Origin of the sequence: Nocardia sp. NPDC052001 (genome assembly GCF_040680615.1) — a bacterium.
Classification (GTDB): Bacteria; Actinomycetota; Actinomycetes; order Mycobacteriales; family Mycobacteriaceae; genus Nocardia.
In genome coordinates this window covers 770522-795180 of record NZ_JBFAXC010000002.1, presented here as the reverse complement: position 1 = coordinate 795180, position 24659 = coordinate 770522, and the positions used below count along the sequence as shown (strand labels likewise).

At 68.0% G+C, this 24659-nt stretch carries 14 protein-coding genes; 6 read left to right on the top strand and 8 right to left on the bottom strand.

Annotated elements, in window-relative coordinates:
* The first annotated feature begins 21 nt into the window (after window positions 1-21).
* Both AB0L82_RS11900 and AB0L82_RS11895 read left to right on the top strand, forming a co-directional pair.
* Entirely contained in the window at window positions 22-1467 is a 1446-nt protein-coding gene (locus AB0L82_RS11900) for an MFS transporter (RefSeq protein ID WP_364634124.1), read from the top strand.
* Window positions 1464-2216, top strand: a complete 753-nt coding sequence (locus AB0L82_RS11895) for an SGNH/GDSL hydrolase family protein (protein ID WP_364634122.1) — start codon at window positions 1464-1466, stop codon at window positions 2214-2216. The genes AB0L82_RS11900 and AB0L82_RS11895 overlap by 4 nt, the downstream gene beginning before the upstream one ends.
* An 85-nt stretch (window positions 2217-2301) precedes the next feature.
* Here the strand turns inward: AB0L82_RS11895 and AB0L82_RS11890 are convergent, their stop codons facing one another.
* Complete coding sequence (locus tag AB0L82_RS11890) at window positions 2302-2652, bottom strand: hypothetical protein (RefSeq protein WP_364634120.1); 351 nt, start codon at window positions 2650-2652, stop codon at window positions 2302-2304.
* Between the two features lie 183 nt (window positions 2653-2835).
* Between AB0L82_RS11890 and AB0L82_RS11885 the strand changes: the two genes are divergently transcribed.
* Window positions 2836-3825, top strand: coding sequence for a glycosyltransferase family 9 protein (locus AB0L82_RS11885; protein ID WP_364634118.1), 990 nt, complete (start codon window positions 2836-2838; stop codon window positions 3823-3825).
* Window positions 3826-3868: 43 nt separating this feature from the next.
* On the opposite strand, the gene AB0L82_RS11880 is transcribed toward AB0L82_RS11885, so the two are convergent.
* Complete coding sequence (locus AB0L82_RS11880; protein ID WP_364634117.1) at window positions 3869-4195, bottom strand: metalloregulator ArsR/SmtB family transcription factor; 327 nt, start codon at window positions 4193-4195, stop codon at window positions 3869-3871.
* Between the two features lie 215 nt (window positions 4196-4410).
* On the opposite strand from AB0L82_RS11880, the gene AB0L82_RS11875 reads away from it, so the two are divergent.
* Window positions 4411-5067, top strand: a complete 657-nt coding sequence (locus tag AB0L82_RS11875; RefSeq protein WP_364634116.1) for a M23 family metallopeptidase — start codon at window positions 4411-4413, stop codon at window positions 5065-5067.
* Between the two features lie 129 nt (window positions 5068-5196).
* Window positions 5197-6240 carry a hypothetical protein gene (locus AB0L82_RS11870; protein WP_364634114.1) on the top strand — a complete coding sequence of 348 codons (1044 nt, stop codon included), beginning with the start codon at window positions 5197-5199 and terminating at the stop codon, window positions 6238-6240.
* On the opposite strand, the gene AB0L82_RS11865 is transcribed toward AB0L82_RS11870, so the two are convergent.
* The 3 genes from AB0L82_RS11865 to AB0L82_RS11855 all read right to left on the bottom strand — a co-directional run bounded on the left by AB0L82_RS11865 (window position 6191) and on the right by AB0L82_RS11855 (window position 8155).
* Window positions 6191-6544, bottom strand: a complete 354-nt coding sequence (locus AB0L82_RS11865; protein ID WP_364634112.1) for a hypothetical protein — start codon at window positions 6542-6544, stop codon at window positions 6191-6193. The genes AB0L82_RS11870 and AB0L82_RS11865 overlap by 50 nt on opposite strands.
* A gap of 73 nt (window positions 6545-6617) precedes the next feature.
* Window positions 6618-7142, bottom strand: a complete 525-nt coding sequence (locus tag AB0L82_RS11860) for a flavoprotein (protein WP_364634110.1) — start codon at window positions 7140-7142, stop codon at window positions 6618-6620.
* 29 nt (window positions 7143-7171) lie between these two features.
* A complete protein-coding gene (locus AB0L82_RS11855; RefSeq protein ID WP_364634108.1) occupies window positions 7172-8155 on the bottom strand; it encodes a zinc-binding dehydrogenase in 984 nt (327 codons plus the stop codon).
* A 246-nt stretch (window positions 8156-8401) separates the two neighbouring features.
* Here AB0L82_RS11855 and AB0L82_RS11850 point away from each other — a divergent pair, with 246 nt between their 5' ends.
* Entirely contained in the window at window positions 8402-8737 is a 336-nt protein-coding gene (locus AB0L82_RS11850) for an RNA polymerase-binding protein RbpA (protein WP_364634107.1), read from the top strand.
* Between the two features lie 117 nt (window positions 8738-8854).
* Here AB0L82_RS11850 and AB0L82_RS11845 read toward each other — a convergent pair whose 3' ends face one another.
* The 3 genes from AB0L82_RS11845 to AB0L82_RS11835 form a co-directional block, all read right to left on the bottom strand.
* On the bottom strand, window positions 8855-9634 hold the full coding sequence (locus AB0L82_RS11845) for an ABC transporter permease (RefSeq protein ID WP_364636012.1): 780 nt from the start codon (window positions 9632-9634) through the stop codon (window positions 8855-8857).
* A gap of 77 nt (window positions 9635-9711) precedes the next feature.
* Entirely contained in the window at window positions 9712-10704 is a 993-nt protein-coding gene (locus AB0L82_RS11840) for an ATP-binding cassette domain-containing protein (RefSeq protein ID WP_364634105.1), read from the bottom strand.
* Window positions 10701-24365 (bottom strand): amino acid adenylation domain-containing protein, encoded by a 13665-nt coding sequence (locus tag AB0L82_RS11835; protein WP_364634103.1) that lies wholly within the window; start codon window positions 24363-24365, stop codon window positions 10701-10703. Before AB0L82_RS11835 ends, AB0L82_RS11840 begins: the two co-directional genes overlap by 4 nt.
* Between the last annotated feature and the right edge of the window lie 294 nt (window positions 24366-24659).

The following is a 24659-nucleotide window of genomic DNA, read 5'->3' as shown; positions in this document are numbered from 1 at the left end:
CCGCCTCTCGGAAGCACTCCCATGACAGAGACCTCCGCGCGACACTCCCCCGCGCCACCGGAATCCGGCCGATCCCCGTCACCCGCCGTCACCACCGCACCCGCCGACCGCTCCAGCCGCCGCGCCCTACTGGTGGCCTGCGGTGCGGCTTTCATTGCCTTCCTCGACCTTTCGGTCGTGAACATCGCCTTCCCCGCGATCGGACGCGACTATCCCGGCACCGCACCGGCCACCCTCACCTGGGTGGTCAGCGGCTACGCGGTCGCCTTCGCCGCACTGCTCACCCCCGCCGGACGACTCGCCGATTCCCTCGGCCGCGGACGCGTATTCCTCGGCGCGCTGGCCGGATTCGCACTCACCTCCCTGCTGTGCGCACTCGCACCCGGTGCCGAATGGCTCATCACCGGACGCTTCCTGCAGGGCGCGACCGCGGCATTCCTCATCCCCGCCGGACTGGGATTGGTGCTCAGCGCCACCCCGCCCGCCCGCATCGGCATGGCCATGGCGGCCTGGACCGCCGCGGGCGGATTCGCCGCCACCGTCGGACCCGCGGTCGGCGGTGCGCTCGTGGACTGGTTCGGCTGGCGTTCGGTCTTCGTCATCAATGTGCCGATCGCGCTGGCGCTCATCGCCTTTGGACTGACACTCACCACGAACGAAGAACGTCACCGTGACGGGCTGCCCGATCTGCTCGGCACCGCCGCCACCGGACTCGGCATCGGCGCGGTCGTGGCCGCGGTCACCCAGGGCCAGCAGTGGGGCTGGGCCGATGCGCGCACCCTGGCCGCCGGAATCGGCGGACTCGTCCTGCTGGGTGTGGCGCTGTGGCGTTCCCGCCGGCATCCGCGCCCGGCCATCGCCGTGACACTGTGGCGCAGTCACCGCTACGCGCTCGTCAATGCCGTCGCGTTCGTCTTCGGCGCGGCCATGTTCGCCTGGCTGCTGGCCGGACCGCTCTGGCTGGACAGCATCTGGCACTACTCGGTGCTCAAATCCGCCGGGGTCATGACGGTCGGGGCCATCGCCTCGATGGTGACGGCCGTGATCGCCGGGCGCGCACCCGAATCCATCCAGCGCTGGCTGGGTGTGCTCGGCGCGGTGCTGTTCGCCGCGTCCGCGTTCTACATGTGCACCGATATCTTCGATGCCACACCCGCACTCTGGAAGGGCTGGATACCCGCCGGAATCCTGGGCGGCGGCGGAGTCGGCATGGTCATCACGGTACTGGGCACCGCCGCCGCGAGATCGCTACCGCCGCAACGCTTCGCGGCCGGGGTCGGCATGAATCTGACCGCCCGCCAATCCGGCGGCGCACTCGGGGTCGCGGTACTGGCCGCCATCTTCGCCGCCCGCCCGGACGATCCGATCGCCGCCTTCCACACCCTGTTCGCGGTCTGCGGGGTCATCGCCCTGATCGCCGCCGCACTCGCCGCCCTGCCCGCCCGCACCGAGGAAGTGAACCTGTGAGCGCCAACGATATTCGCAGCGTGGACACCGATATTCGTCGCGTGCGTGACGACAATCGCGGCGCGGACACCCGCACCCCGCGCACTCGGATCGGGTTCGACGATCCCTATCTGCTCACCGATCCCACCGCGCGCGAATTGTTCGCGGTAGTGCCGTGGCGGCGGTTCGCGGTCATCGGCGATTCCACCGCGGCGGGCACCGGCGATCCGTCTCCTGGCCACGAAAACGTGTCCTGGGCCGATCGTCTGGCGCGGTGGTTCCGGTCGGCGCATCCGGACACCGAGTACCTCAATACCGGCCAGGTGGGCGCGACCATTCCCGAGGTCCGCGCCGAACAGCTCGGCGCGCTGCGCGCCTTCGGCCCGGATCTGGTGCACATCACCTGCGGCGGCAATGACCTCATGCGCCGCGACGGCGATGTCGGCGCGGTCGAACGCGATCTCGACGCACTGTGCGCCGAGGCCGCCGCGACCGGTGCGCGCCTGTCGATGTTCACCCTGGCTGACGCCTTCACCGGGCCATTGCGCCCGCTGCGCCCGCGTTTCGCCGGGTTCGCCGAGAGTGTGCGGCGGGTGGCGGCCCGCCATGACGCCATCCTCACCGAGTTCTGGCAGCATCCCGCCCGGCTGCGCCAGGACTGGCTCAGCGCCGACAGCATTCACCTGACCATGGCCGGTCAGGCCGTCGTCGCCGCCGAACTGGCGAAATCGTTTGCCCGCCACGCCGACTCGAGGCACGGCGGCGAATAGGTCATCGCGCGGGCGTCATCGGAGGGCCCGCGTCATATCGAAAAGCCCCGGTCACCGCACAATTCGGTGCCGGGGCACTTCGGGGTCAGTGCCAGAGCGCGGCGATGAAGACGTTCAGAATCGCCAGCCCACCCGCGGCATGGGTCATCCACGGCACCGCCTTACCGCGTTTGGCATCGGCGCGGCCCATCTCCGCGAACGCCGCGACCAGAACGGCCACAACGAGTTTGGTGATGATCTTCGGCATATTCGGATCCTTGCCGAGCGAATCGATCGACTCGGCCAGTCCGACCAGGATCACGCCGGTGATGAGCTGTGCGCGCGCACCCCACACCATCAATTCCGACACTCGGGGCTGCGAGGCGACATATCCGCCGACCACCGCCGCCATCCCGAGCAGATGGGACACAACCACCAGGTTGTAGACAACGTCCATGGCTGTACACGCTAATGGATCGGCTCACGTCAACGACAGCCGGTAGTACCGAAAAGCGCCAGCTGATCGGGTACGGCACAGGTTTTGCCACCCCGTCGGCCGGGTAGTCCTCCTCCAGTGGCTCTCCGTGCTGTACCGGGAGAGCCCTCAATGTGTGAGCAGTGACGCTTAGGGAGAACGCAGGTGGCGGTTGTACTCGTGCTGCGGGCACGCGGACTGGGTGATCTACTCACCGCGGTCCCCGCATTGCGCGCACTACGCCGGGCCCGGCCCGAGGACCACATCGCACTGGCCGCACCCCATCGACTCAAACCCATCGTCGACCTCATCGCCTCCATCGACGAAATGATCCCGACCGCCGATCCCGCCGGAATCCGCTGGGACGGAGCACCGCCCGCACTCGCGGTGAATCTGGACGGAGCGGGCGCGGACAGCATCACCGAGGTGACCCGCGTACACGCCGATCGCGTACTGACCTATCGGAACCCGGCCTTCCCGGAGGTGGCCGGACCCGACTGGCAGATCGATATGCACGATGTGGACCGCTGGTGCCATCTGCTCGAATCCGCGGGGATCAGCGCCGACCGCCGCAATCTCGGATTGGTGCCGCCGGTGGCGGGTACCAGCCATCGCGATTGCGTGGTCGTGCACATCGGTGCGGGAGCCGCGGCGCGGCGCTGGCCACCGGATCGATTCGCGGCCGTGGTGCGGCATCTGCTGGTGCAGGATCGCGATGTGGTGCTCACCGGCGATGAGACCGAACGCGATATCGCCCTCGGGGTGGCGGCGCGCGCCGGACTGCCCATCACCCATGTGCTCGCGGGCCAGCAGAACCTCATCGAACTCGCCGCGACGGTCGCCGAGGCCGCGCTGGTGGTGTGCGGGGATACCGGAGTCGCCCATCTGGCAACGGCTTTCGGCACCCGGACGGTCCTGCTGTTCGGGCCGACACCGCCCAGTCGCAGTGGACCGCCGCCGCATCTGCTGGGCAGGCATGCGGTGCTGTGGGCCGGACAGGTCGGCGATCCGGACGCGTCCACCATCGATCCCGGACTGTTGAAGATCAATGTGCCCGAGGTCGTCAACGCCATCGACAAGCAACTGCGCAAACGGCCGTGGCCCGGCACCGGACTGGATCGGCGGGCGCAGCAGGCCTATCGGCGCGTGGGCTGAACACTCCCCAGACAAGGAGAGCGCTTCTATATAGGGAAGCGCATCAGGTGTCCGCGATATCGGCGCGCGCACTGGACAGCGCCGCCGAATACGCCGCGATGGCACTGGGCCAGAACTGTTCGAGATAGTCACGGGCATCGGCCAGACCACGCGGGTCCAGGGTGTACAGGCGGCGCGTGCCCTCGGGCTGTGCCATCACCAGCCGGGCCTCGCGCAGCACCTTGAGATGTTGAGATACCGCCGAGCTACTGACCCCGACCAGGTCGGCGAGCTCACCGACCGATCTCGGCCCCTGCGGTAGCGCCTCGAAGACCGCGCGCCGGGTAGGGTCGGCCAGTGCGCTCAGCACTCTCACTCCGTTAGCGGGCACTTAAATAGAGTGCCCGGCGAAGTTGATCAGGTCAATACACGCTGAAACGCCCGATACCGAGGTCATAACGAAATTACCGCCGTGTCGTTATCTACCCGTGACAATCGACCTGGCGTTTTGTACCAACGTGACGGTAGTAACAGGGTTTGTGGACCGGTTATTACCTCCCATACGTTCGATGCATGCCCGTAACCGTTCCGTTATCTCGAAGCCTCATGAGGGCCAGCCGGTACCGGACGGCCGCAACTCGTGCAGTGGCCGTCTCCGCAGTCGTCTGTGCCTCCGTGAGTGCGCTGGCCGCCGCAGACCCGAACACCGATACCCCCGACGGCAATGCCTCGGTTATCGCCGCTGCCGCCCCGCAGAACGCGAAGTTCACCGCCTTCACCCCGTACGAAGCCCAGATGCCGCAGTTCGTGCCGCCGGAGGTCACCGACTTCCTGCGCAACCTCGGCGTCGAGCAGGCTCGTCCCAAAACCGTCCGTCCCGTGGCAGGTCCGCTGACCTCCGGGTTCGGGGTGCGCTGGGGTGCCATGCACGCCGGTATCGACTTCGGCGACGGCTTCGGCTCGCCGATTCGCGCCGTCACCGACGGCACCGTCATCGAGGCAGGCCCCGCGTCCGGTTTCGGCCTGTGGGTGCGGGTACAGCAGGATGACGGCACCATCGGCGTCTACGGCCATATGCAGGACATCCTGGTCAATGTCGGCCAGCAGGTGCGCGCGGGCGATGAGATCGCCACCGTCGGCAGCCGCGGCTACTCCACCGGACCGCATCTGCACTACGAGGTGCACACCTCCCCGGGCGCTGCCATCGATCCGCTGCCCTGGCTCGCGGGCCGCGGCATGGATGTCGGCACCGCGACCGACTGAGCGGCACAGCGAAATAGCAACGCCGAGAATCGATGAGGGGTTCTCGGCGTTTCTAGTACCCGGGTATTACGTGCGAACCCCACCGCCGGGGGACGCCCGGTGCGGAACGGCGCTCATAGCGTCACCGATATGACCACCAGCGTCGCCGAAATCCGCACCGCCGCTCCCGCTTCCAGCCCGCGGCCGTGGCATCGCCCCCTGCTCGCCATGACCGTCGTCATGTCCGCGCTGGCGCTATTCGCGCTGTGCGCCATGGCATTCGACGATCGGATGCTGCTGCACGAATCGGTATGGCTCAAACCGCTCAAATTCGCGGTCGCGTTCGTCGCGTACTCGATCACCCTGGCGTGGTTGCTGCGCTTCCCGCATCGCGGGCAGCGGCTCACCTGGTGGATGGGAACGATCTTCGCCGTCACCGGAATCCTCGATGTCGGATTCATCGTGATGCAGGCCGCGCGCGGCACCTTCAGCCATTTCAATACCGAAACCGATGCCTTCAACACCATCGGGCAGCAGATCTTCATGACCGGTGTGCCCGGACTGTTCCTGGCGAATCTGGTGATCGCGGTGACGCTGAGCTGGCAGCGGGTCACCGATCGGCCCGTCAGTCGTGCCATCCACGCCGGGCTCGCGCTCGCGGTGGCCGGTATGGGCGTGGCGTACATGATGGGCTTCAGCGGTAAACAGGAATCCACCGACGCCTACGGCAAGCCGATCGAACTCTCGGCGGGGCACACCTTCGAGAACGGACAGCCGCCGGTGCGCGACGGTGTCGGAAGCATGCCGATCACGCATTGGAGCACCGTCGGCGGCGATCTGCGCATCGCGCACTTCCTGGGCCTGCACGCGATTCAGATACTGATCGTGGCCGCGCTGCTGCTGGCCCGGCTGGCCCCGCGCACCCGCTGGCTGCGCACCGAACGCGCTCGCGCCGATCTGATCTGGGTGTTCGCCCTGACCTACGCGGGACTGTTCGGCGTCATCGCCTGGCAGGCGCTGCGCGGTCAGGCACTCATCCATCCCGATTCCGCGACCCTGCTCGGCTTCGGAATCACCGCCGCGGTACTGCTACTGGGGACCGCCCTGGTCTACGCGATCCACGGCCGCGCCACCGCACCGGTGGTCAGCGCAGCCGCTCGGCATCGCGCGTCAGTTTCACCAATATCGCGGTGAGCTCGGACAGTTCGATGGAGTCGGCCCCCTCCTCGACGGCGGTGGCCACATCCTCGGCGGCACAGCGCGCGGCGAACCAGCGATCGGACAGATCGCCTACCTCCTGCGCGCTGAGCACCACCGAATCCTCGGGAATCCCGCTCCCCTTCAGGCTGTTCCGCGCCTCATAGGCGCGCTGCCTGCATGATTGCCGGCAATACCGCCGACGCCGCCCCACCTCCGAATCGGCGATCTCCCTCCCACACCACTGGCAGGACAGTTGCCGCTTGGGGGCGCGATGATCTGAGGTAGGAGTACGCGTCACGCAGCACACGATAGCCGGATCGATCACCCGTACCGCGGCAACACCACAACCCACCTCCTCTTTTTCCACCGGATCACGCCCGTGTGCGCAGTCCGGGATGCTCGAGCACCGCGCGCCATGCCGCCGAAAGCGGAAGTGCCGCACCCGGTTCTGCGGGCACGATGGTGACCCCGCTCTCGGCGAGGGTGCGCAGGGCCCGCCGAATCGGCAGGAAGTTCAACTGCCCTCGACTCGAATATGGAACGGCCACAACGGGTTTCCCATCCCCGACGGCTTCGATGAGCAGACCGAGCGCGAGCGTGTCCGAAATGCCCACCGCCCATTTGGCTATCGAATTACCGGTCAGCGGAGCCGCGATCATGGCGTCCGCGGGCGGTAGCAGATCCGGTGTCCCCGGTTCCTTGTATTCGCTGCGCACGGGCCATCCGGTCGCGGCCGCGAGGGCGTCGGGATCGATGAACTTTCTCCCCGATGGGGAGGCGATCACACAGACTTCCCACCCCTCGCCCCGCGCCATATCCACCAGGGCCGCAACCTCGCCCGCCCGCGAGGAGCCGGTGACGATCGCGTACAGCACCGGTGCACCTTGATCATTCATATGACCAGCATGAGCCACCGGGCACGCGGCTATGGGACGAGCACGAGCTTGCCGGGCCCGTGGCCGTTGATCCCGTCGCGATGGGCCTGCGCCGCCTCGGTCAGGGGGTACACGGCGTCGATCAGAATGCGCAGTTCGCCCGCACGCGCCGCCAACTCCGCGCGCGCGGCATTGCGGACAGCGAACCCCGCGTCCTGACCCGGGCCGTAACCCAGTGCCTTGATACCGGCTTCGATATGACGATCCGACGCCGCGATCGAGGCAATGCGCCGCGGATCGGCGACCACCGCCAGCGAGACATCCAGGGCCTCGTCGCCTCCCGCGCAGTCGATGGCGGCGGTGATGGGCCCGGGCGCGACGGCCCGCACACGATCCAGCAGTCCGGGTCCGTAGGCCACCGGTATGGCCCCGAGGCCAAGCAGCAGTTCATGATTCGCGGTGCTCGCGGTGGCGATGACGATCGCGCCCGCGGCCACGGCCAACTGCACGACCAGCGATCCGACGCCGCCCGAACCGCCGTGCACGAGCACGGTGTCGCCCGGGCCGACACCGGCCGCGTGCAGTGTGTGCATTGCCGTGGTGCCGGTGAGCATCAATGCCCCGGCTTCGGTCCAGCCCAGTTCGGCGGGCTTGGGGATCAGCGAGTTCACCGGTGCGGTGACGTAATCGGCGTAGGCGGCGGTGACGGGATAGACGATCACCTCCGCGCCGACCTCGATATCGCGCACGTCCGCACCGATCGCGGTGACCACGCCCGCGCATTCGAGTCCGAGCCGGGGCAGCTCCTCGGCGAGCCCGGCGGCGTCCTTCTCGTCCTCGTCCACCTCGTGGAAAGCGCCGCTGTAGAGCTTCCAGTCGATGGGGTTGACCCCCGCCGCCCGCACTCGCACGACGACGCCGTCCGCGTCGGGCAGCGGTACCGGGGTCTCGACGACCTCGAGCACGTCCGGCAATCCGTATCCGGTCGGCCGTACGGACCGGGCTACGGTGTCCATTCTCTGATCTCTGCTCATGAACTCAGTCTCGAATCCGAGTGGCATGATGTCTACTGCATACTTCGCAGTCCATGATTGCGTTGAACGCAATCCACCCTCGGCGCATGGCATGTGACACGCCGTGGCGAAAGCGTCGCCGACGGGCGAGTAGAATGGCAGGGTTCTCCCCCCACGGGAACCGAAGCCCGCGCCCCTGCGTTAACTGTGCAGAAGCGTTGACATGAAGTTTTGAACGTTGCCGATAGGCGAGAAGGGACCGCACCCATGGCAGATCGCGTACTCCGGGGCAGTCGACTTGGAGCGGTGAGCTACGAGACCGACCGCGACCACGACCTGGCGCCCCGTCGGATGGCGCGGTACAAGACGGAGAACGGCGAGGAATTCGATGTTCCGTTCGCCGATGACGCCGAGATTCCCCCGACCTGGTTGTGCCGCAACGGCCAGGAGGGTGTGCTCATGGAGGGCACCACACAGGAGCCCAAGAAGGTGAAGCCGCCGCGCACGCACTGGGACATGCTGCTGGAGCGTCGCAGCAAGGAGGAGCTGGAAGAGCTCCTGCAGGAGCGGATGGATCTGATCAAGAGCCGTCGCCGCGCCTGATCCGCGGTAAATACTCCGCGCTACGAAAGTGGCCGAGCCCCCCTCCCATTCGGGAGGGGGGCTCGCCTGTTATATCTTACCGGCCCGCCACCCTTGGCGGGCCGAATTGGTTGCTACTCAGTGGCTGGCGACCTTGCGATACTGCAACAGCGCCAACGGAACCGCGATCGCGAGGATGCCGATCGAGCACAGCGACGCGTACATGATGCAGTGGTCGGCGGGCCAGCCCTGGGCGGGAGTGAATCCCGGGGGCGAGCCGTTGCCGAAGAGTTTGCGCCCGGCCGCCGAGACCGCGGTGATGGGATTCCAGGCGGCGACGGTGCGCAGCGGACCGGGCAGGGTCTCCCCGGAGATGAAGGCCGAGGAGATGAATGTCAGTGGGAACAGCCAGATCAGGCCCGCGCTCTGCGCCACCTCCACGCTCGGTGACATGAGTCCGGTCAGCGCCCCAACCCAGGACATGGCGAACGCGAACAGCAGGATGACCGCGAAAGCCAAGACGGCGTTGATGACTCCGTCATTGATGCGCCAGCCCACCGCGTACCCGCAGCCCACCATGACCGCCAGGGCCAGGATATTGACCACGAGATCGGAGAGCGTGCGGCCCATCAGCACCGCCAGCCGGGACATGGGCAGGGTGCGCATCCGGTCGATAATGCCCTTGTGCAGGTCGTTGGCCAGGCCGACGGTGGTGAACGCGGCATTGAATGCCACTGTCTGGGTGAAGATTCCGGCCAGCAGGAATTCGCGGTACTGACCGCCGCCCAGGGACGCGCCGAAGATGTACGCGAACAGGAAGACGAACATGAGCGGCTGGATCGTGGCGGTGACCAGCAGGGTGGGCACGCGCAGGATGGTCAGCAGATTGCGGTAGGCGACGATGGCGCTGTCCCGAATCGCCCTGGGCAGCAATAGGAGCGCGGTGTTGTCCGTGCTCGGCGGCTTGTTCGGCGCCGGGGCTTCGGCGGTGGTGGTCACGACAGAATCTCCTCTTGCACGGTATCGGTGCTGCGGGCGGAGGTTTTGCGCTCCGCGGATTTGCCGGTGAGGGAAAGGAATACGTCGTCGAGGCTGGGCCGGTGCACATCGGCGTCCAGGATGCAGACGCCCGCGTCGTCCAGGCGGCGCAGTGCCTCGACCATGGTGCGGGTGCCGTCGCCGACCACGACGGTGACCTGATCCATGGCGGCGTCCGCACTGGGTTCGCCGATTCCGACCTGCGCCAGAATCTGTTTGGCGGGTGTGGGGTCCTGTCCGGCCGCCAGGGTGACGGTGAGTTTGTCACCGCCGATGGAGGTCTTGAGTTCATCGGCGGACCCGCGCGCGATCACCCGGCCGCGGTCGATGACGGTGATGCGGTCGGCGAGCAGATCGGCTTCCTCGAGGTACTGGGTGGTGAGCAGCACCGTGGTGCCGTCGTCCACCAGATCGCCGATGACGCGCCACATATCAAGGCGCCCACGGGGATCCAGTCCGGTGGTGGGTTCGTCGAGCACGACCACGGGCGGTTTGCACACCAGTGCGCCCGCCAGGTCGAGTCGCCGGGCCATACCGCCGGAGTAGGTGCCCGCACGCCGCCCAGCCGCGTGTTCGAGGCCGAGCGCGGCGAGCAGTTCGGTGGCACGCTGGGCGGATTCCTTATGGCTCATGCCGTACAGCCGCGCCACCATGCGCAGGTTCTCGAAGCCGGACAGGTTGGCGTCGATCGCCGCGTACTGGCCGGACAGCCCGAGCCGGGTGCGGGCGCGCGCCGGATTCTTGAGCACGTCCACCCCGGCCACCCACACCTTGCCCGAACTCGGGGCTAGCAGGGTGGTGACGATGCGGACCGTGGTGGTCTTGCCCGCGCCATTGGGTCCGAGCAGGCCCATCACGGTGCCGGACGGGATTTCCAGATCGATCCCGTCCAGCACCCGGACCTTGCCGTAGTACTTGATCAGTCCTTCCACTTCGACCGCGAGACTCATCGGCTCCCCTCCCGCTCGGTGCGGGCGGCGTTGGCGGCCAGATGATCCCGCAGAACCGGTCCGATGACCGCCAGGGATTCGGGCGTGGTCATGCCCGAGTGGCGGCAGCGCACCAGTTGATCGTGTACGACTCCGGTGACGTGCGGTTCCCAGGCTGCGGCGTTGCGGTCCGGGTCGGAGCGGTTGATCTCGTCATCGGCGGCGGTGAAGAAGAGCAGATCGCCGATGAATACGCGGGGTTCGAAGCCGTGTGCGAGGACCGCGCCATTGGCATAGCCGTTGTAGAGACGTTCGAGATGGTCGACGGTGAGCGCGGCGAACGGTCCGGGGCGGTTGCGCAGGAATTCCGCGGCCTCCTGGAGTGTCATGCGCGGGTCGACATCGGTGTCGCCGCCGAGCAGGTCACTGCCGAATTCGCCGATGATGTCGGCGACGCCGGGCACCGCTTCCTCGAGCCACTGATCGGACAGCTGGTAGCTGTCCATGAGCGCGAGCGTTGCCACCTCATCGCCGGTTTCCTGCAGCCGCACCGCGATCTCGTGCGCCAGCAGACCACCGAGCGACCAGCCGAGCAGATGGTACGGGCCGTGCGGCTGTACCGACTTCATGTGTGCCACATAGTAATTCGCGGCTTCACCGATGGTGGTGTGGTCATCGCCGCCGGTGACGTGCGGTGCCTGCAACCCGTAGACCGGGCGGTCGGCGGGCAGCTGGGCGAGCAGTCCGGCGAAGCACCAGGCCAGACCGATGGCCGGGTGCACGCAGAACAGCGGGGCCGCACTGGTTTCGGTCATGGGACGCAGCGGCAGCACCGGTTGCAGTGCGGCCGCCAGGGCCGCACCGGCGTCACCGTCGGCATCGACGAGACGCCGGGCAATGGCGGCCGGGGTGGATTCGCCGAACATGGCCTGCACGGGCAGGTCCACCCCGGCGGCGCGCAGCTGTCCGACCACCTTGGTGGCCAGCAGTGAGTTGCCGCCGAGTTCGAAGAAGCCGTCGTCGACGCCGACCTGTTCCACGCCCAGCACATCGGCGAAGGCGGCGCACAGTGCCGCTTCGGTCGGGGTGGTGGGCGCGCGGTAGCCCTCGCGGGCGGCGAACACCGGTTCGGGCAGCGCTGCCCGATCCAGTTTGCCGACCGGTGAGAGCGGCACCCGGTCCAGCAACATGATCGATTGCGGGACCATGTAATTGGGCACCAGTTCGGCCACGTGCGCGGTGAGCTCGTCGATGCTCGGCGAGGTGCCGTTACGCGGTTTCACATAGGCGACCAGCGCGGTCGAGCCCGCCGGTGTCCGATGTCCGATGGTGGTGGCGAACTCCACGGCGGCATGCCGGGCCAGCGCCGCGTCGATCTCGCCGAGTTCGATGCGGAAGCCGCGGATCTTGACCTGGTGGTCGGTGCGCCCGACGTACTCCAGATCCCCTGCGCGCCCGTTCTTCTCGACCCAGCGCACCAGGTCGCCGGTGCGGTACATGCGCTCGCCCGGTTTGCCGAACGGATTGGCCACGAAGCGCTGTGCGGTGAGCCCGGGCCGCCGCAGATAGCCGCGCGCCAAAGCCGCACCGGCCAACTGCAATTCACCGGTGACGCCGGCGGGCACCGGGTGCAGGCGGCTGTCCAGGACGGTCGCGCCGACACCGCGGATGGGTCCGCCGATGGTGATGTGCCCGTTCGGGCGCATGGGCTGGGACATCAGCGTGACAATGGTGGTCTCGGTGGGCCCGTACACGTTGTAGAGCTTGCGGCCCGGTGACCAGCGGGTCACCAGATCCGGTGGCAGCGACTCACCGCCGACGAGCACATGCCGCAGCGAGGTGACGCCGATGGGATCGACGGTGCCCAGCGCCGAGGTGGTGATGAAGGCGTGCGTAATGCCCTCGTCGATGAACACCCGGCCCAGATCCGCGCCGCCCACCACGCCGGGCGGGCTGATCACCAGGGTCGCCGCACCGCCGAGCGCGAAGAGCAGATCGAGCATGGCGGCGTCGAAACTCGGTGTGGCGAAGTGCAATATCCGGCAGCCCGGTCCGACCTCGAACCGCTGTGCGGTCTCGGCGGCGAAGTTGGACAGACCGCCGTGCGTCACCACGACGCCCTTGGGGACGCCGGTGGAGCCGGAGGTGTAGATGACGTACGCCGGATTGTCCATGCGCAGCGGTGAGACGCGCTCGTCATCGCGGATGGGCGCGTCCGAGGAGGCCAGCACCCGACGCCGGAACGACGGCGCGTCCAGGACGGTCCAGTTCGCGCCCTCGGGCATGCGCTCGCGGTGCGCGGAGAGCGTAATGCCGATGGCCGCACCGGAATCGAGCAGCATATGGCTGATGCGCTGTTCCGGATAGTTGGGATCGACCGGTACGAACGCGGCTCCGGCCTTGGCGATGGCCAGGGTGACGGCCACCGATTCCGCGGAGCGCGGAATGCCCATGGCGACCAGGGTTTCCGGGCCGACGCCGTAGCCGATGAGCACCCGGGCGAGCCGGTTGGTCCAGCGGTCCAGAGCGTCGTAGGAGATCTGGGTGCCCGCCGCGCGCACGGCGATGGCCTGCCGGTTGAGGTTGGCCGCGGCCTCGAACACCTCCGGGAAGGTGATCGGCAGACCGGGCTCCGCACCGCGCACCGGGGCCAGCGCCGACCATTCGCCGGAGTCCAGGAGTTCCAGATCCCCCACGGCCAGTGCCGGATTCGCGGCGGCCGCGCCGAGCATGCGCACGAACCGGTCCGCGAGTCGCTGTGCGGTGCCCTCGTCGAAGAGGTCGGCCGCGTAGTTGACCGAGACGGTGATGCCGTCGGGTTCGCGGCGCGGGGTCCAGGCTTCGGTGAGGGTGAATTGCAGATCGAATTTGGCGATGCCGGGATCGGCGTCGTCGTTCTCGATGCGCAGACCGGGCAGTTCCAGCACGCGCACGGGCTGGTTCTGCACCGACAGCATGACCTGGAACATGGGGTGATGCGCCTGGGTGCGCACCGGATTGAGCACCTCGACGAGCCGTTCGAACGGTACGTCGGCGTGCGCGAAGGCTTCCAGATCGGTATCGCGGACCGCGCGCAGCAGATCGCCGAAGGCCGCGCCGCCGGTGACCCCGGTGCGCAACACCAGTGTGCCGACGAACATGCCGACCATGCGATCCAGTGCCGGATGTCCGCGCCCGGCGATGGGTGTGCCGACGGTGATGTCGTCCGCGGCGGTGACCCGGTGCAGCAGGGCGACCAGTGCGGCGTGCAGCACCATGAACATGGTGACGCCGTGTTCGGCTGCCAGGGACTGCAATTCGCGATGGGTGAAGGCGTCCAGGGTGCATTCGACGGTGCCGCCGCGATAGCTGGGCACCGGCGGGCGCGACCGGTCGGCCGGTACCGACAGCAGTTCGGGAATGCCGTCGAGGGCGCGCCGCCAGTAGTCGAGCTGGCGGCTGATCACCGAATCGGGATCGCCTTCGACGCCGAGCACATCCTGCTGCCACAGCGTGTAATCGGCGTACTGGATGGGCAATTCGGCCCAGTCCGGTTCGCCGCCGCCCGCGTACGCCCGGTAGGCGGTGGCCACATCGGCCGCGAGCGGTTGCAGTGACCAGCCGTCCATGGCGATGTGGTGCACCACCATGACCAGGACGTGTTCGGATGGTTCGGCCCGGTTGCCGCCGGTGGCGCCGGTCAGGCGCAACAGTGTGGCGCGCAGCGGAACCTGGGTGCCGAGGTCGAATCCGGCGGCGGTGACCCGGCGGATCTCATCGGGCACCTCCTGCGGTTTGACCGCGCGCAGCGGCAGCGAGACCGCGGCGTCGGCGGGTTCGAGCACCTGCTGGCAGGGTTCGCCGTCGATCTCGGGGAAGACCGTGCGCAGCGTCTCATGCCTGCGTTGCACCGCGTGCAAAGCCGCGCGCAACGCCTGTACGTTCAGGTCGCCGTGCAGGCGCAGCGCGACCGGAATGTTGTACGCGCCCAGCGCTTCTCCCTGATCCCCGGAGGCGTTGAACTTCTCCAGGAACCACAGCCGCCGCTGCGCGGCCGAGAGCGGAATCTGCGCGGGGCGGGTGCGCCGGCGCGGTTCCAGGCGGGCGTCGGCGGTGCTCGGACCGGAGTCCAATGCGGCGGCGAGCCCGGCCACGGTGGGTGCGGCGAAAACGGTCCGCACCTCCAGCCGGACACCGGTGGCGGTGGCCAGGCGCGCCACCAATTGGGTGGCGAGCAGCGAGTTTCCGCCGATTTCGAAGAAGCTGTCGTCCGCGCCGAGGTTGTCCGCGCCGACCAGATCGCTCATCACCTGGGCGACCAGGCGTTCGGTATCGGTCTCCGGATCGCGGGAGACCAGTGCGACCACGGCCCGGGGTTGCGGCAGTGCGTCGCGATCGAGTTTGCCGACCGGGGTCAGCGGAATGCGGTCCAGCGGGGTCAGGCTGCTCGGCACCATATGCGCGGGCAGGTGTTCGGCACAGTGCGCCCGCAGCTGATCCAGATCGATAGTGGCCGGATCGACGGGCAGTACGAAGGACACGATGCGCCTGGTACCCGCGATATCGCGAACCTCGGTGTGCGCGAAGTGGATTCCCGGGTGTGCGGTGAGCACGGCGTCGATCTCGCCGAGCTCGATGCGGAAACCGCGCACCTTGACCTGATGGTCACTGCGGCCCAGGTAGTTCAGTTCACCATCGGCGGTCCAGCGCACCACGTCACCGGTGCGGTACATGCGCGCGCCTTCGGGACCGTACGGATCGGCGATGAACCGGGCGGCGGTGAGGTCATAGCGGTCGACATAGCCGCGCGCGGAACCCTGTCCGCCGATGTACAACTCACCGGGAACGCCGACGGGCACCGGGCGGAGTCGCTCATCGAGGACGAGTGCCCGCGCACCGCGCACCAGGGATCCGATGGTGACGGGTTCCCCGACGACCATGGGCCCGGCGATGGTGACCACGACGGTGGTCTCGGTGGGTCCGTACCCGTTGAACATGGCGCGACCGGGCGCCCAGCGGGCCACTAATTCCGGCCCGCACGCCTCGCCGCCGACCATGACCGAGCGCAGATGCGGCAGCGCCCAGCGGTCCCGGTCGATGGTGGACAGTGCCGCCGGGGTCATGAAGGTGTGGCTGATCTCCTCTTCCTCCATGAGCGCGGCCAATTCGTCGCCGCCGTAGATATCGGCGGGCACGATGACCATGGTCGCGCCGGAGCCGACCGCCAGCAGCAGATCGAAGATGGCGGCGTCGAAGCTCGGTGAGGAGAAGTGCATGGTGCGGGCCTCGCGGTCCACTCGCATGCGGTCGCGGATCTCATCGGCGAAATTGGACAGGCCGCCGTGGGTCACCGCCACGCCCTTGGGTTTTCCGGTGGAGCCGGAGGTGTAGATGACGTAGGCGAGGTCCGCGGTCCACAGCGTGGTGGTGCGGTCGGCGTCGGTGATGGGTCCGTCGTCGAGTACTTCCAGATCGTCGAGCAGTTCGGGATCGTCGAGCAGCATCCAGGACATGGCGTGATCGCCCGCGGCCGCGTGCAGCCGGTCGGCGTGTTCGGTCATGCTGATGCCGACCCGGCAGCCGGAATCGGTGAGCATATGCCGCACGCGGTCCGCCGGATAGTTGGGGTCGACCGGGACGAACGCCGCCCCCGACTTCGCGACGGCCAGCACCGACAGCACCGATTCGGCGGAGCGGGTCAGGCCCAGGGCCACCCGGTCGCCCGGGCCGATGCCCTGCTGAATGAGCGCGCGTGCCAGGCGATTCGAGTAGACGTCGGATTCGAGATAGGTGAGCGCGGTGTCACCGAAGCGCAGGAATTCGCGGTCCGCGTTCAGGTGTGCGGTGGCGGCGAAGTACGCGGCCAGACTGCACTGCGGCTCGGGCGCGGGTCCCCAGGCGGGGGTGAGCAATTCGCGTTCGGCGTCGGTGCGGGCGTCGATGGCGCGCACCCGGATCCGCGGGTCGGCGGTGACGGCCTCGAACACCCGGAGCAGGCGGTCGGTGAGGATCTGCACCGACTGCTGATCGAAAAGCTCCGCCGCGTAGACGAATTCGTAGATCCGGTCCTCGGCGGTGCGATCGCCGGGCAGCACCCGCAGTTCGAGATCGAACTTGGCGAGCGCGATATCGAGTTCCTCGGCCTGCAATGCCAGACCCGGCAATTGCAGGGCGGGCAACGGTGTGTCCTGCACGGTCAGCGCGACCTGCAAGACCGGGCGGCTGCCGCCCGCACCGGTGCCGAGCTCCTCGATGACGCGTTCGAACGGCACCTCGGCATTGGCCATGGCCGCGAGTTCGGTATCGCGATCGGCCTGCAGCAGTTCGGCGAAGGTGCGATCCGGATCCACATCCGAGCGCAGCACCAGGGTGTTGACGAACATGCCGACGAGCTCGTCCAGGCGGGTGTCGGTGCGACCGGCCACCGGGGTGCCGATGACGATGTCCCGGCCGCCGGTGACCACGCGCAGCAGCACCGCGAGGCTGGAGCGCAGCACCATGAACATGCTGACGCCATGGCCGCGCGCGAGGTCGGTGAGCCGGTGCTGCAGGTCTTCCGGCACCTCGAACCGCACCACGCCGGAGCGCTGGGTGGGTTCGGCGGGCCGGGCCCGGTCGTAGGGCAGCGGCATTTCCTCGGGCAGATCCGCCAGCGCGCCCCGCCAGTAGGCGAGCTGGGTGGCGGCGGTGCTCTCCGGATCGGATTCCAGGCCCAGGCATTCGCGCTGCCACAGGCTGAAATCGCTGTACTGCACCGGAAGTGGCGTCCAGGCCGGTGCGACCCCGCCGTGCCGGGCGGCGTACGCGATGGCCAGGTCCCGGGTGAGCGGGCCCAGCGACCAACCGTCGGCGGCGATGTGATGCAGCACGATGCCGAGCAGATGCCGTCGATTCCCGGTGCGCAGCAAGGTGATTCGGAGCGGGATGTCCCGGGTGAGGTCGAAGCCGCGGCGGGCGAGCGAGCGCAGTGCGGTGCGCGCGCCGACGTCATCGGTGTCGATGGGGTCCAGCACCGGCAGGCACTGGGCGGTCTCCTGCAGCACCTGGTGTGCGCCGTGTTCGTCCTCGGGGAAGACGGTGCGCAGCACCTCGTGCCGCTCGACCAGATCCGCCAGGGCCGCGCGCAGCGCGGGCACATCCGGATCGCCGTCGATTCGCAGCACGAACGCGATGTTGTAGGCACTGGATTCGGGGGAATATCTATTGAGGAACCACAGTCGCTGCTGCGGCAACGACAGTGGTATGCGCTCCGGGCGCGGGGCATGCACAGCCAGCGCCGCCCGCTGCGTCCGGGGCGCTTCCTGCAATCGGGCGGCCACGCCCGCGACGGTGGGCGCTTCGAAGATGGCGCGCACCGGCAGTTCCACACCGAATTCGGTGTGCAGGGCCGCGGTGAGCCGGGTGGCGAGCAGTGAGTTGCCGCCGACCTCGAAGAAATTGTCTTCCGCGCCTTGGATTTCGGTGCCGAGTACGGTGCCGAAGACGGCGGCGACCTGCAGTTCCATCTCGGTTTCCGGGGCGCGCGAGGGTGCGCCCGCGGCGAAATCGGGTGCGGGCAGCGCCTTGCGGTCGAGTTTGCCGGACGGGGTGACCGGCAGATTCTCCAGCAGGGTCAAGGCCGAGGGCACCATATAGCCGGGCAGCCGGCCCCGCGCGGTCGCCATGACGGCCGCGATATCGACCTCGGTCGCGGCGGTGAGATAGGAGACCAGGCGCGGGATACCGCGTTCGTCATTGTGGACGACGGTGAGCGCGAAGGTGATTCCCTCGTGCGCCAGCAGCACATGGTCGATCTCGCGCAGTTCGATGCGGAAGCCGCGGATCTTGATCTGATCGTCCGCGCGGCCCAGGAAGCGCAGCTGCCCGCTGTTGTCCGCGACCACGAGATCGCCGGTGCGGTACATGCGCTCACCGCGTCGCCCGTGCGGATTGGCCGGGAACGACTGCGCGGTGAGCCCGTGCCGGCCGAGATAACCGCGGGCCAGGCCGGGACCGGACAGGTACAGCTCCCCCGCCACCCCCGGCGGCACCGGATGCAGGCGGCCGTCGAGCACGAACAGACGCATACCGCGCACCGGAAGGCCAATGGGCACGGGCTGACCCGCGATCATCGGACCGGTGGCGGTCGCGGCGACCGTGGCCTCGGACGGACCGTACATATTGTGCATCCGGCGCACGGGCAGTGCTTCCGGTCGCGCCTCGGGATCGGTCCAGATTCGCACCAGATCCTCGGGGCAGGCCTCACCGCCGACGATGACCGCCTCGAGATCGGGCAGATCCCGCGAGGGCACGGTGCCCAGCGCCGCCGGGGTGACGAAGGCGTGCGTCACCCGCTCCTCGCGCAGCAGCGCCGCGAGTTCGATACCGCCGTAGATACCGGCGGGCGCGACCACGATGGTGGCTCCGGCCGCGAAACCGAGCAGCAGTTCCAGTACCGAGGCGTCGAAGCTGGGTGAGGAGAAGTGCAGTGTGCGTGCGGAATCGGTGACGCGGAACAGATGCATCTGCTCATGCGCCAGCGAGGCGATGCCCGCATTGGTGACGACCACGGCCTTGGGCTTACCGGTCGATCCCGAGGTGTAGATGAGGTAGGCGGGTCCGGCGGTGCGCAGCGGGTGATGCCGGTCGGCGTCGGTGAGCGGGGTGAGCGGGAACTGTTCGCATTCGGCGGCGAGTTCGGGCGAGCCGATCAGCAGCCAGTCGACGTAGCTCTTGCGATGCCGCCCACGGTTACCCGGCCAATCGGGCATTTCGCCGCGACGGTCGGGACTGGTGATGCCGAGCATGGCCCCGGAATCGGCGAGCATATGCGCGATGCGATCGGCGGGATAGTCCGGATCGATCGGCACATACGCGGCACCGGTTTTGGCGACCGACCAGACCGCGAGCACACAGTCCAGGCTGCGCGGCAGCGCGACGGCCACCACCACTTCGGGGCCGGCGCCGTGTTCGATGAGCACGCGCGCCAGGCGATTCGAGCGCTCGTCGAGTTCGCGATAGCTGGTGTCCTGCCCCAGGTACCGCACCGCGACCGCGTCGGGCACCCGTTCGGCGGTATCGGTGAGCAGGCGCGCCAGGGTGCTGGCGGGTTCGGCGGGCGACCCCATGATGGGCACCAGTTTGGCGATCTCGCGGGCGTCCAGCATGGGCAGATCGCCCACTGGGACGGCCGGATCGGCGACGGCGGCGGTGAGTACCGCGCCGAAGCGGCGGGCGATGGCCTCGACCGTGGCGTGGTCGAAAACATCCGCGGCATAACCGAATTCGGCGGTGAGCGGCATTTCCTCGGCCGCGGTGCCGAGCGGTTCGTGCACGGTGAGCTGCAGATCGAACTTGGCGACGTCGACCGCCATGGGCAGCACCTCGGCGGTCACCCCGGGCAGATCGAACTTCAGCTCGGGGGTGCTGTCGTAGGACAGCATGACCTGGAAGAGCGGATGCCGGGCCGCGGAGCGTTCCGGGTTGACCACCTCGACGAGGCGTTCGAACGGTACGTCGGCATTGGCGAAGGCATTGAGATCGGTATCGCGGACCTCGGCGAGCATGCGATCGAAGCCGGCGGCCGGATCGACCCGGGTGCGCAGCACCAGCGTGTTGACGAACATGCCGACGAGCTCGTCCAGGGCCGGATCACTGCGCCCGGCGATGGGTGTGCCGATGGCGATATCGGTCGTATTGCACAGGCGCGCGAGCACGGCCGCGAGCGCCGCGTGCAACACCATGAAGGTGCTGACGCCGCGTTCGGCCGCGACGGCGGCGAGCCTGCGGCGGGTGTCGACCGGAATGCTGAACTCCACCCGGCCGCCATCGGTGGAGCGCTGCCGCGGCCGCGGGCGATCCAGCGGCAGATCGAGCTGATCGGGCAGATCCGAGAGCGCGGCGCGCCAGTAGGCGAGCTGTTTGGACAGCGCACTGGCGGGATCGGCCTCATCGCCGAGCAATTCGCGCTGCCAGAGCGCGAAGTCCGCGTACTGCACGGGAAGTGGCGTCCAGTCCGGTGCGACCCCGGTGCTGCGGGCGGCGACCGCGCTCATGATGTCGCGGGTCAGCGGTGCGATGGACCAGCCGTCACCGCTGATGTGGTGCAGCACCATGAGGAAGACGTGCCGGTCCGGTCCGGTCTCGTAGAGTGCGACCCGCACGGGGGCCTGGCTGCGCAGATCGAAGCCGTAGCCCGCGAATTCGGTGGCGAGGGTGAGGACATCGCCCGCAGTGGCGTCGATCGGGTCCAGGGTGAGCGGGATCTCGGCGGCCGGATGCACCACCTGGCCCGGGCCTTCCGGACTGTCCGGGAAGGTGGTGCGCAGGCTTTCATGGCGTTCGAGCACATCGAGCAGACCCGCGCGCAGTGCCGAAATGTCCAGTGGCCCGGTCAAAGCCACGGCCAGGGGCATGTTGTAGGCGGCGGCGTGTTCGGCGAAGCGGTTCAGGATCCACAGCCGCTGCTGGGCCAGGGACAGCGGAATGTGCTCGGGCCGCTGTGCCGCACCGAGTTTCGGTGAGGAGGTCTCGGCCGCGAGCCCCTCCACGCGCGCGGCGAGCGTGCCGACCGTGGAGGATTCGAACAGATCGCGAATGGTGAGTCCCGCGCCGAGCACATTGTTGACGCGCGCGATGGCCCGGGCGGCGCTGAGCGAATTGCCGCCGAGGTCGAAGAAATTGTCGCCGACGCCGATCTCGTCGATGCCGAGCACCTCGGCGAAGATGGCGATGAGCTGATGTTCGAGTTCGGTGCGCGGTCCGGCGCTGGGCCGGGCGGCACGACGCGGGGCGCTGCCCGGATCGGGCAGCGCCTTGCGGTCGACCTTGCCATTGGCATTGAGCGGTAGTTCGTCGAGCACCAGCAGCACCGGCGGCACCATATAGCCGGGCAGGATCCGGCGCAGACCGGCGAGCAGTTCGGCCGAATCGAGCGGTGCGGTGCCGGGTGCGGCGACCGCGTACGCGGCCAGTTCATCGCCGCCGCGACCGCGGCGTGCGACGCAGACCGCGCGCGCGACCCGCTTATCGGACAGCAGTGCCGCTTCGATCTCGCCGAGTTCGATGCGCAGGCCGCGAATCTTGACCTGGAAATCGCTGCGGCCCAGGTATTCCAGCACTCCGGTGCGACCGCCGCGCCAGCGCACCAGATCACCAGTGCGGTACATGCGGGTGCCGGGGGTGAACGGGTTGGCCACGAAACGATCGGCGCTCAATCCGGGGCGGCCGAGGTAGCCGCGCGCCAGCTGGACACCGGCGAGGTAGAGCTCGCCGACGACGCCGGGGGCCACCGGCTGCAAACGCGCGTCCAGAACATAGGTGCGGGTGTTCCACACCGGTGCGCCGATCGGCACATCGGTTGCGCCGGGCGTGCAATGCCAGGCGGTGACGTCGACGGCGGCCTCGGTGGGTCCGTACAGATTGTGCAATTGCGGTGCGCCCGAACCGGTGCCGAGCGCGGTGTGGAATTCGGCGACGGTGGCGGCGGGCAGTGCCTCACCGGAGCAGAACACCCTGGTCAGCCCGGTGCAGCCCGTGACATCGGTATCGGTGAGGAAGACCGACAGCATGGACGGTACGAAATGGGCCGTCGTCACGCCCTTGTCAGCGATGATCCGGGCCAGATAGCCCGGATCGCGATGTCCGTCGGGTGCGGCGATGAGCAGTCTCGCGCCGATCTGCAACGGCCAGAAGAACTCCCACACCGAGACATCGAAGGTGGCGGGGGTCTTCTGCAGCACCACATCGGAGCTGTCCAGCGGGTACGCGTGCTGCATCCAGCGCAGCCGGTTCACGATGGCGGCGTGTGAGATGCCCACGCCCTTGGGCTTACCGGTGGAGCCGGAGGTGAACAGCACGTACGCCAGATGTTCGGCGCGCAGCGGGGCGGTGCGGTCGGCATCGGTGACGGGCCGCGCGCCATGCGCGGACAGGTCGGCGGTGTCGATATCGAATCGGGTTGCCGCATCGGGCAATTCGACCGTGTCCCGGGAGGCGGTGAGCACGCAGAGCGGATGCGCCTGTTCGACGATCTGCTCGATGCGATCGACCGGATGATCCGGATCGAGCGGCAGGTACGCCGCACCGGCCTTGACGATGGCGTACATGCCGATGAGCAGGTCGAGGCTGCGGCGAATGGCCAGGCCGACAACGGTATCGGGTCCGGCGCCGCGCGCGATGAGTTCACGGGCCAGGCGATTGGCGCGCTCGTCGAAGGCGGCGTAGGTGAGCGTCTCGCCCTCGAAGTCCAGGGCGATCCGGCCCGGGCACATGGCGGCCCGATCGGCGAAGAGCCCGGCCAGGGTGCCCTCCTGACGCGCGACCTGGGTCGAATTCCATTCGTGCAGAACGCGTTCGCGTTCGAAATCGGTCAGGGCGGGCATATCGCCGACGGCGGTCTGCGGATCGGCGCGCAGGAACCTGGCCAGATAATCGAGGAACCGGCCGTGGTGCATGGTCAGTTCGCCATCGCTGTACAGGCGCGGATTGGCCTCGAAGTCGATGTGGATGCGATTGCCGACGCCGTTGTACAGGTTGATGGACAGATCCTCGACCGGCCCGGTGGAGAGCACATTGAGCGAGCCCACCAGACTGCCGAACTTCAGCTCACTGTGGAACAGCATGAGATTGACCATGGGGCCGAAGAATCCGCGGGCGTCGCGGGCGTATCCGCTGTCGCGGCGAATGTCATCGCTGCGGTAGCGCTGATGCCGCAGCGCGCCGGTGATCTGCAATTCGACCGCGCGCACGGTATCGGCGACGGTTTCCGGGCCGGTGAAGCGCACCCGCACCGGCACCACATTGGACACCACGCCCGCCGAGCGGCGCAGTGCGACGGTGGTGCGCGCGGAGACCGGAAGGCTCAGCACCACATCCTGATTGCCGGTGACCGCGCGCACGTAACCGGCGAGCGCGGCGACGAAGAGCGCGGACGGGTTGGAGCCGAACGTGGTCGCCGCCTCCTGCACCGCGAGTTCCACCTCGGGGGCCAGCACCGCGGTGGCGCAGCGGCGGCCCGCGTCCGAACCGGCCGCCAGCACATTGGCATTGGAGAGCGTGATGGGTTCGCTGACGCCGTCGAGCTGTTCGCGCCAATAGTCCGCGTCATTGCGGGAGCGGCTGGTCTCGCGGTAGCGATTCTCATCGGCGTAGATGGTGGCCAGCGGGGTGGCGCGGGAGACGACCGGTTCGGTCTGGTTCTCCAGGGCCGAGTAGATCTCGGCGGTGCGGGTGGTGGCGTTCATGGCCCCGTACCCGTCGATGACGATGTGATGCCCGCGGGTGTACCAGAGGTATTCCGAATCCCCGGTCCGCAGCACCACATTGATGGTGAGCGGATCGTTCTCGATATCGATGACCGAGCTGGCGTGATCGTTCATCCACGCCAGGGCCGCCGCCCGCGGATCCGGTTCCTCGCGCATATCGATGCGCCCCCAGCCCGGCCGCCGGGTGTGGTCGATCACCTGGTGCGGCACCCCGTCGATCTCCAGCAGCCGCACATGGCCCACCTCGGTCTCCGAGCCGAACCGCTCGATGGCGTACAGCAGGCGGCCGACATCCAGATCACCGTGGATCTCCACATATTGCGCGATGGTGAGGGGGATGTCGGGCCGGACATGTTGCGCGTACCAGAGGGCCGATTGCGCGGGAGACAACGCGAAAGGTTGAGCCGAGAATTCACCCGAAGAACATTGGTCGACACGATCGGTGGCCAATGAACTCATCAATCACTCCTTCTGCCGCTGTAAGACGCAACTCCCCGAACCCCCGTGCCCCGTCTCTTCGGCTTTCGCGCACGCGCGAGCCTTAGGACGTGATCCACGCCCTATGATTCGGAGCACCTCCCCGACCGGATTGGGGATGATCTCGAGTTGCCCGGCAACGAACGGCGTTGGCGGAGCGCATATTTAGACAGCTACCTCAAAGCAAACCTCGCGATTTTCGCGTTACTCGCAAAAGGAACCGTAGTAAATTCGGGCAAATCGGCCGGTTCGACGGCCTCAGCTACATATCGGCGA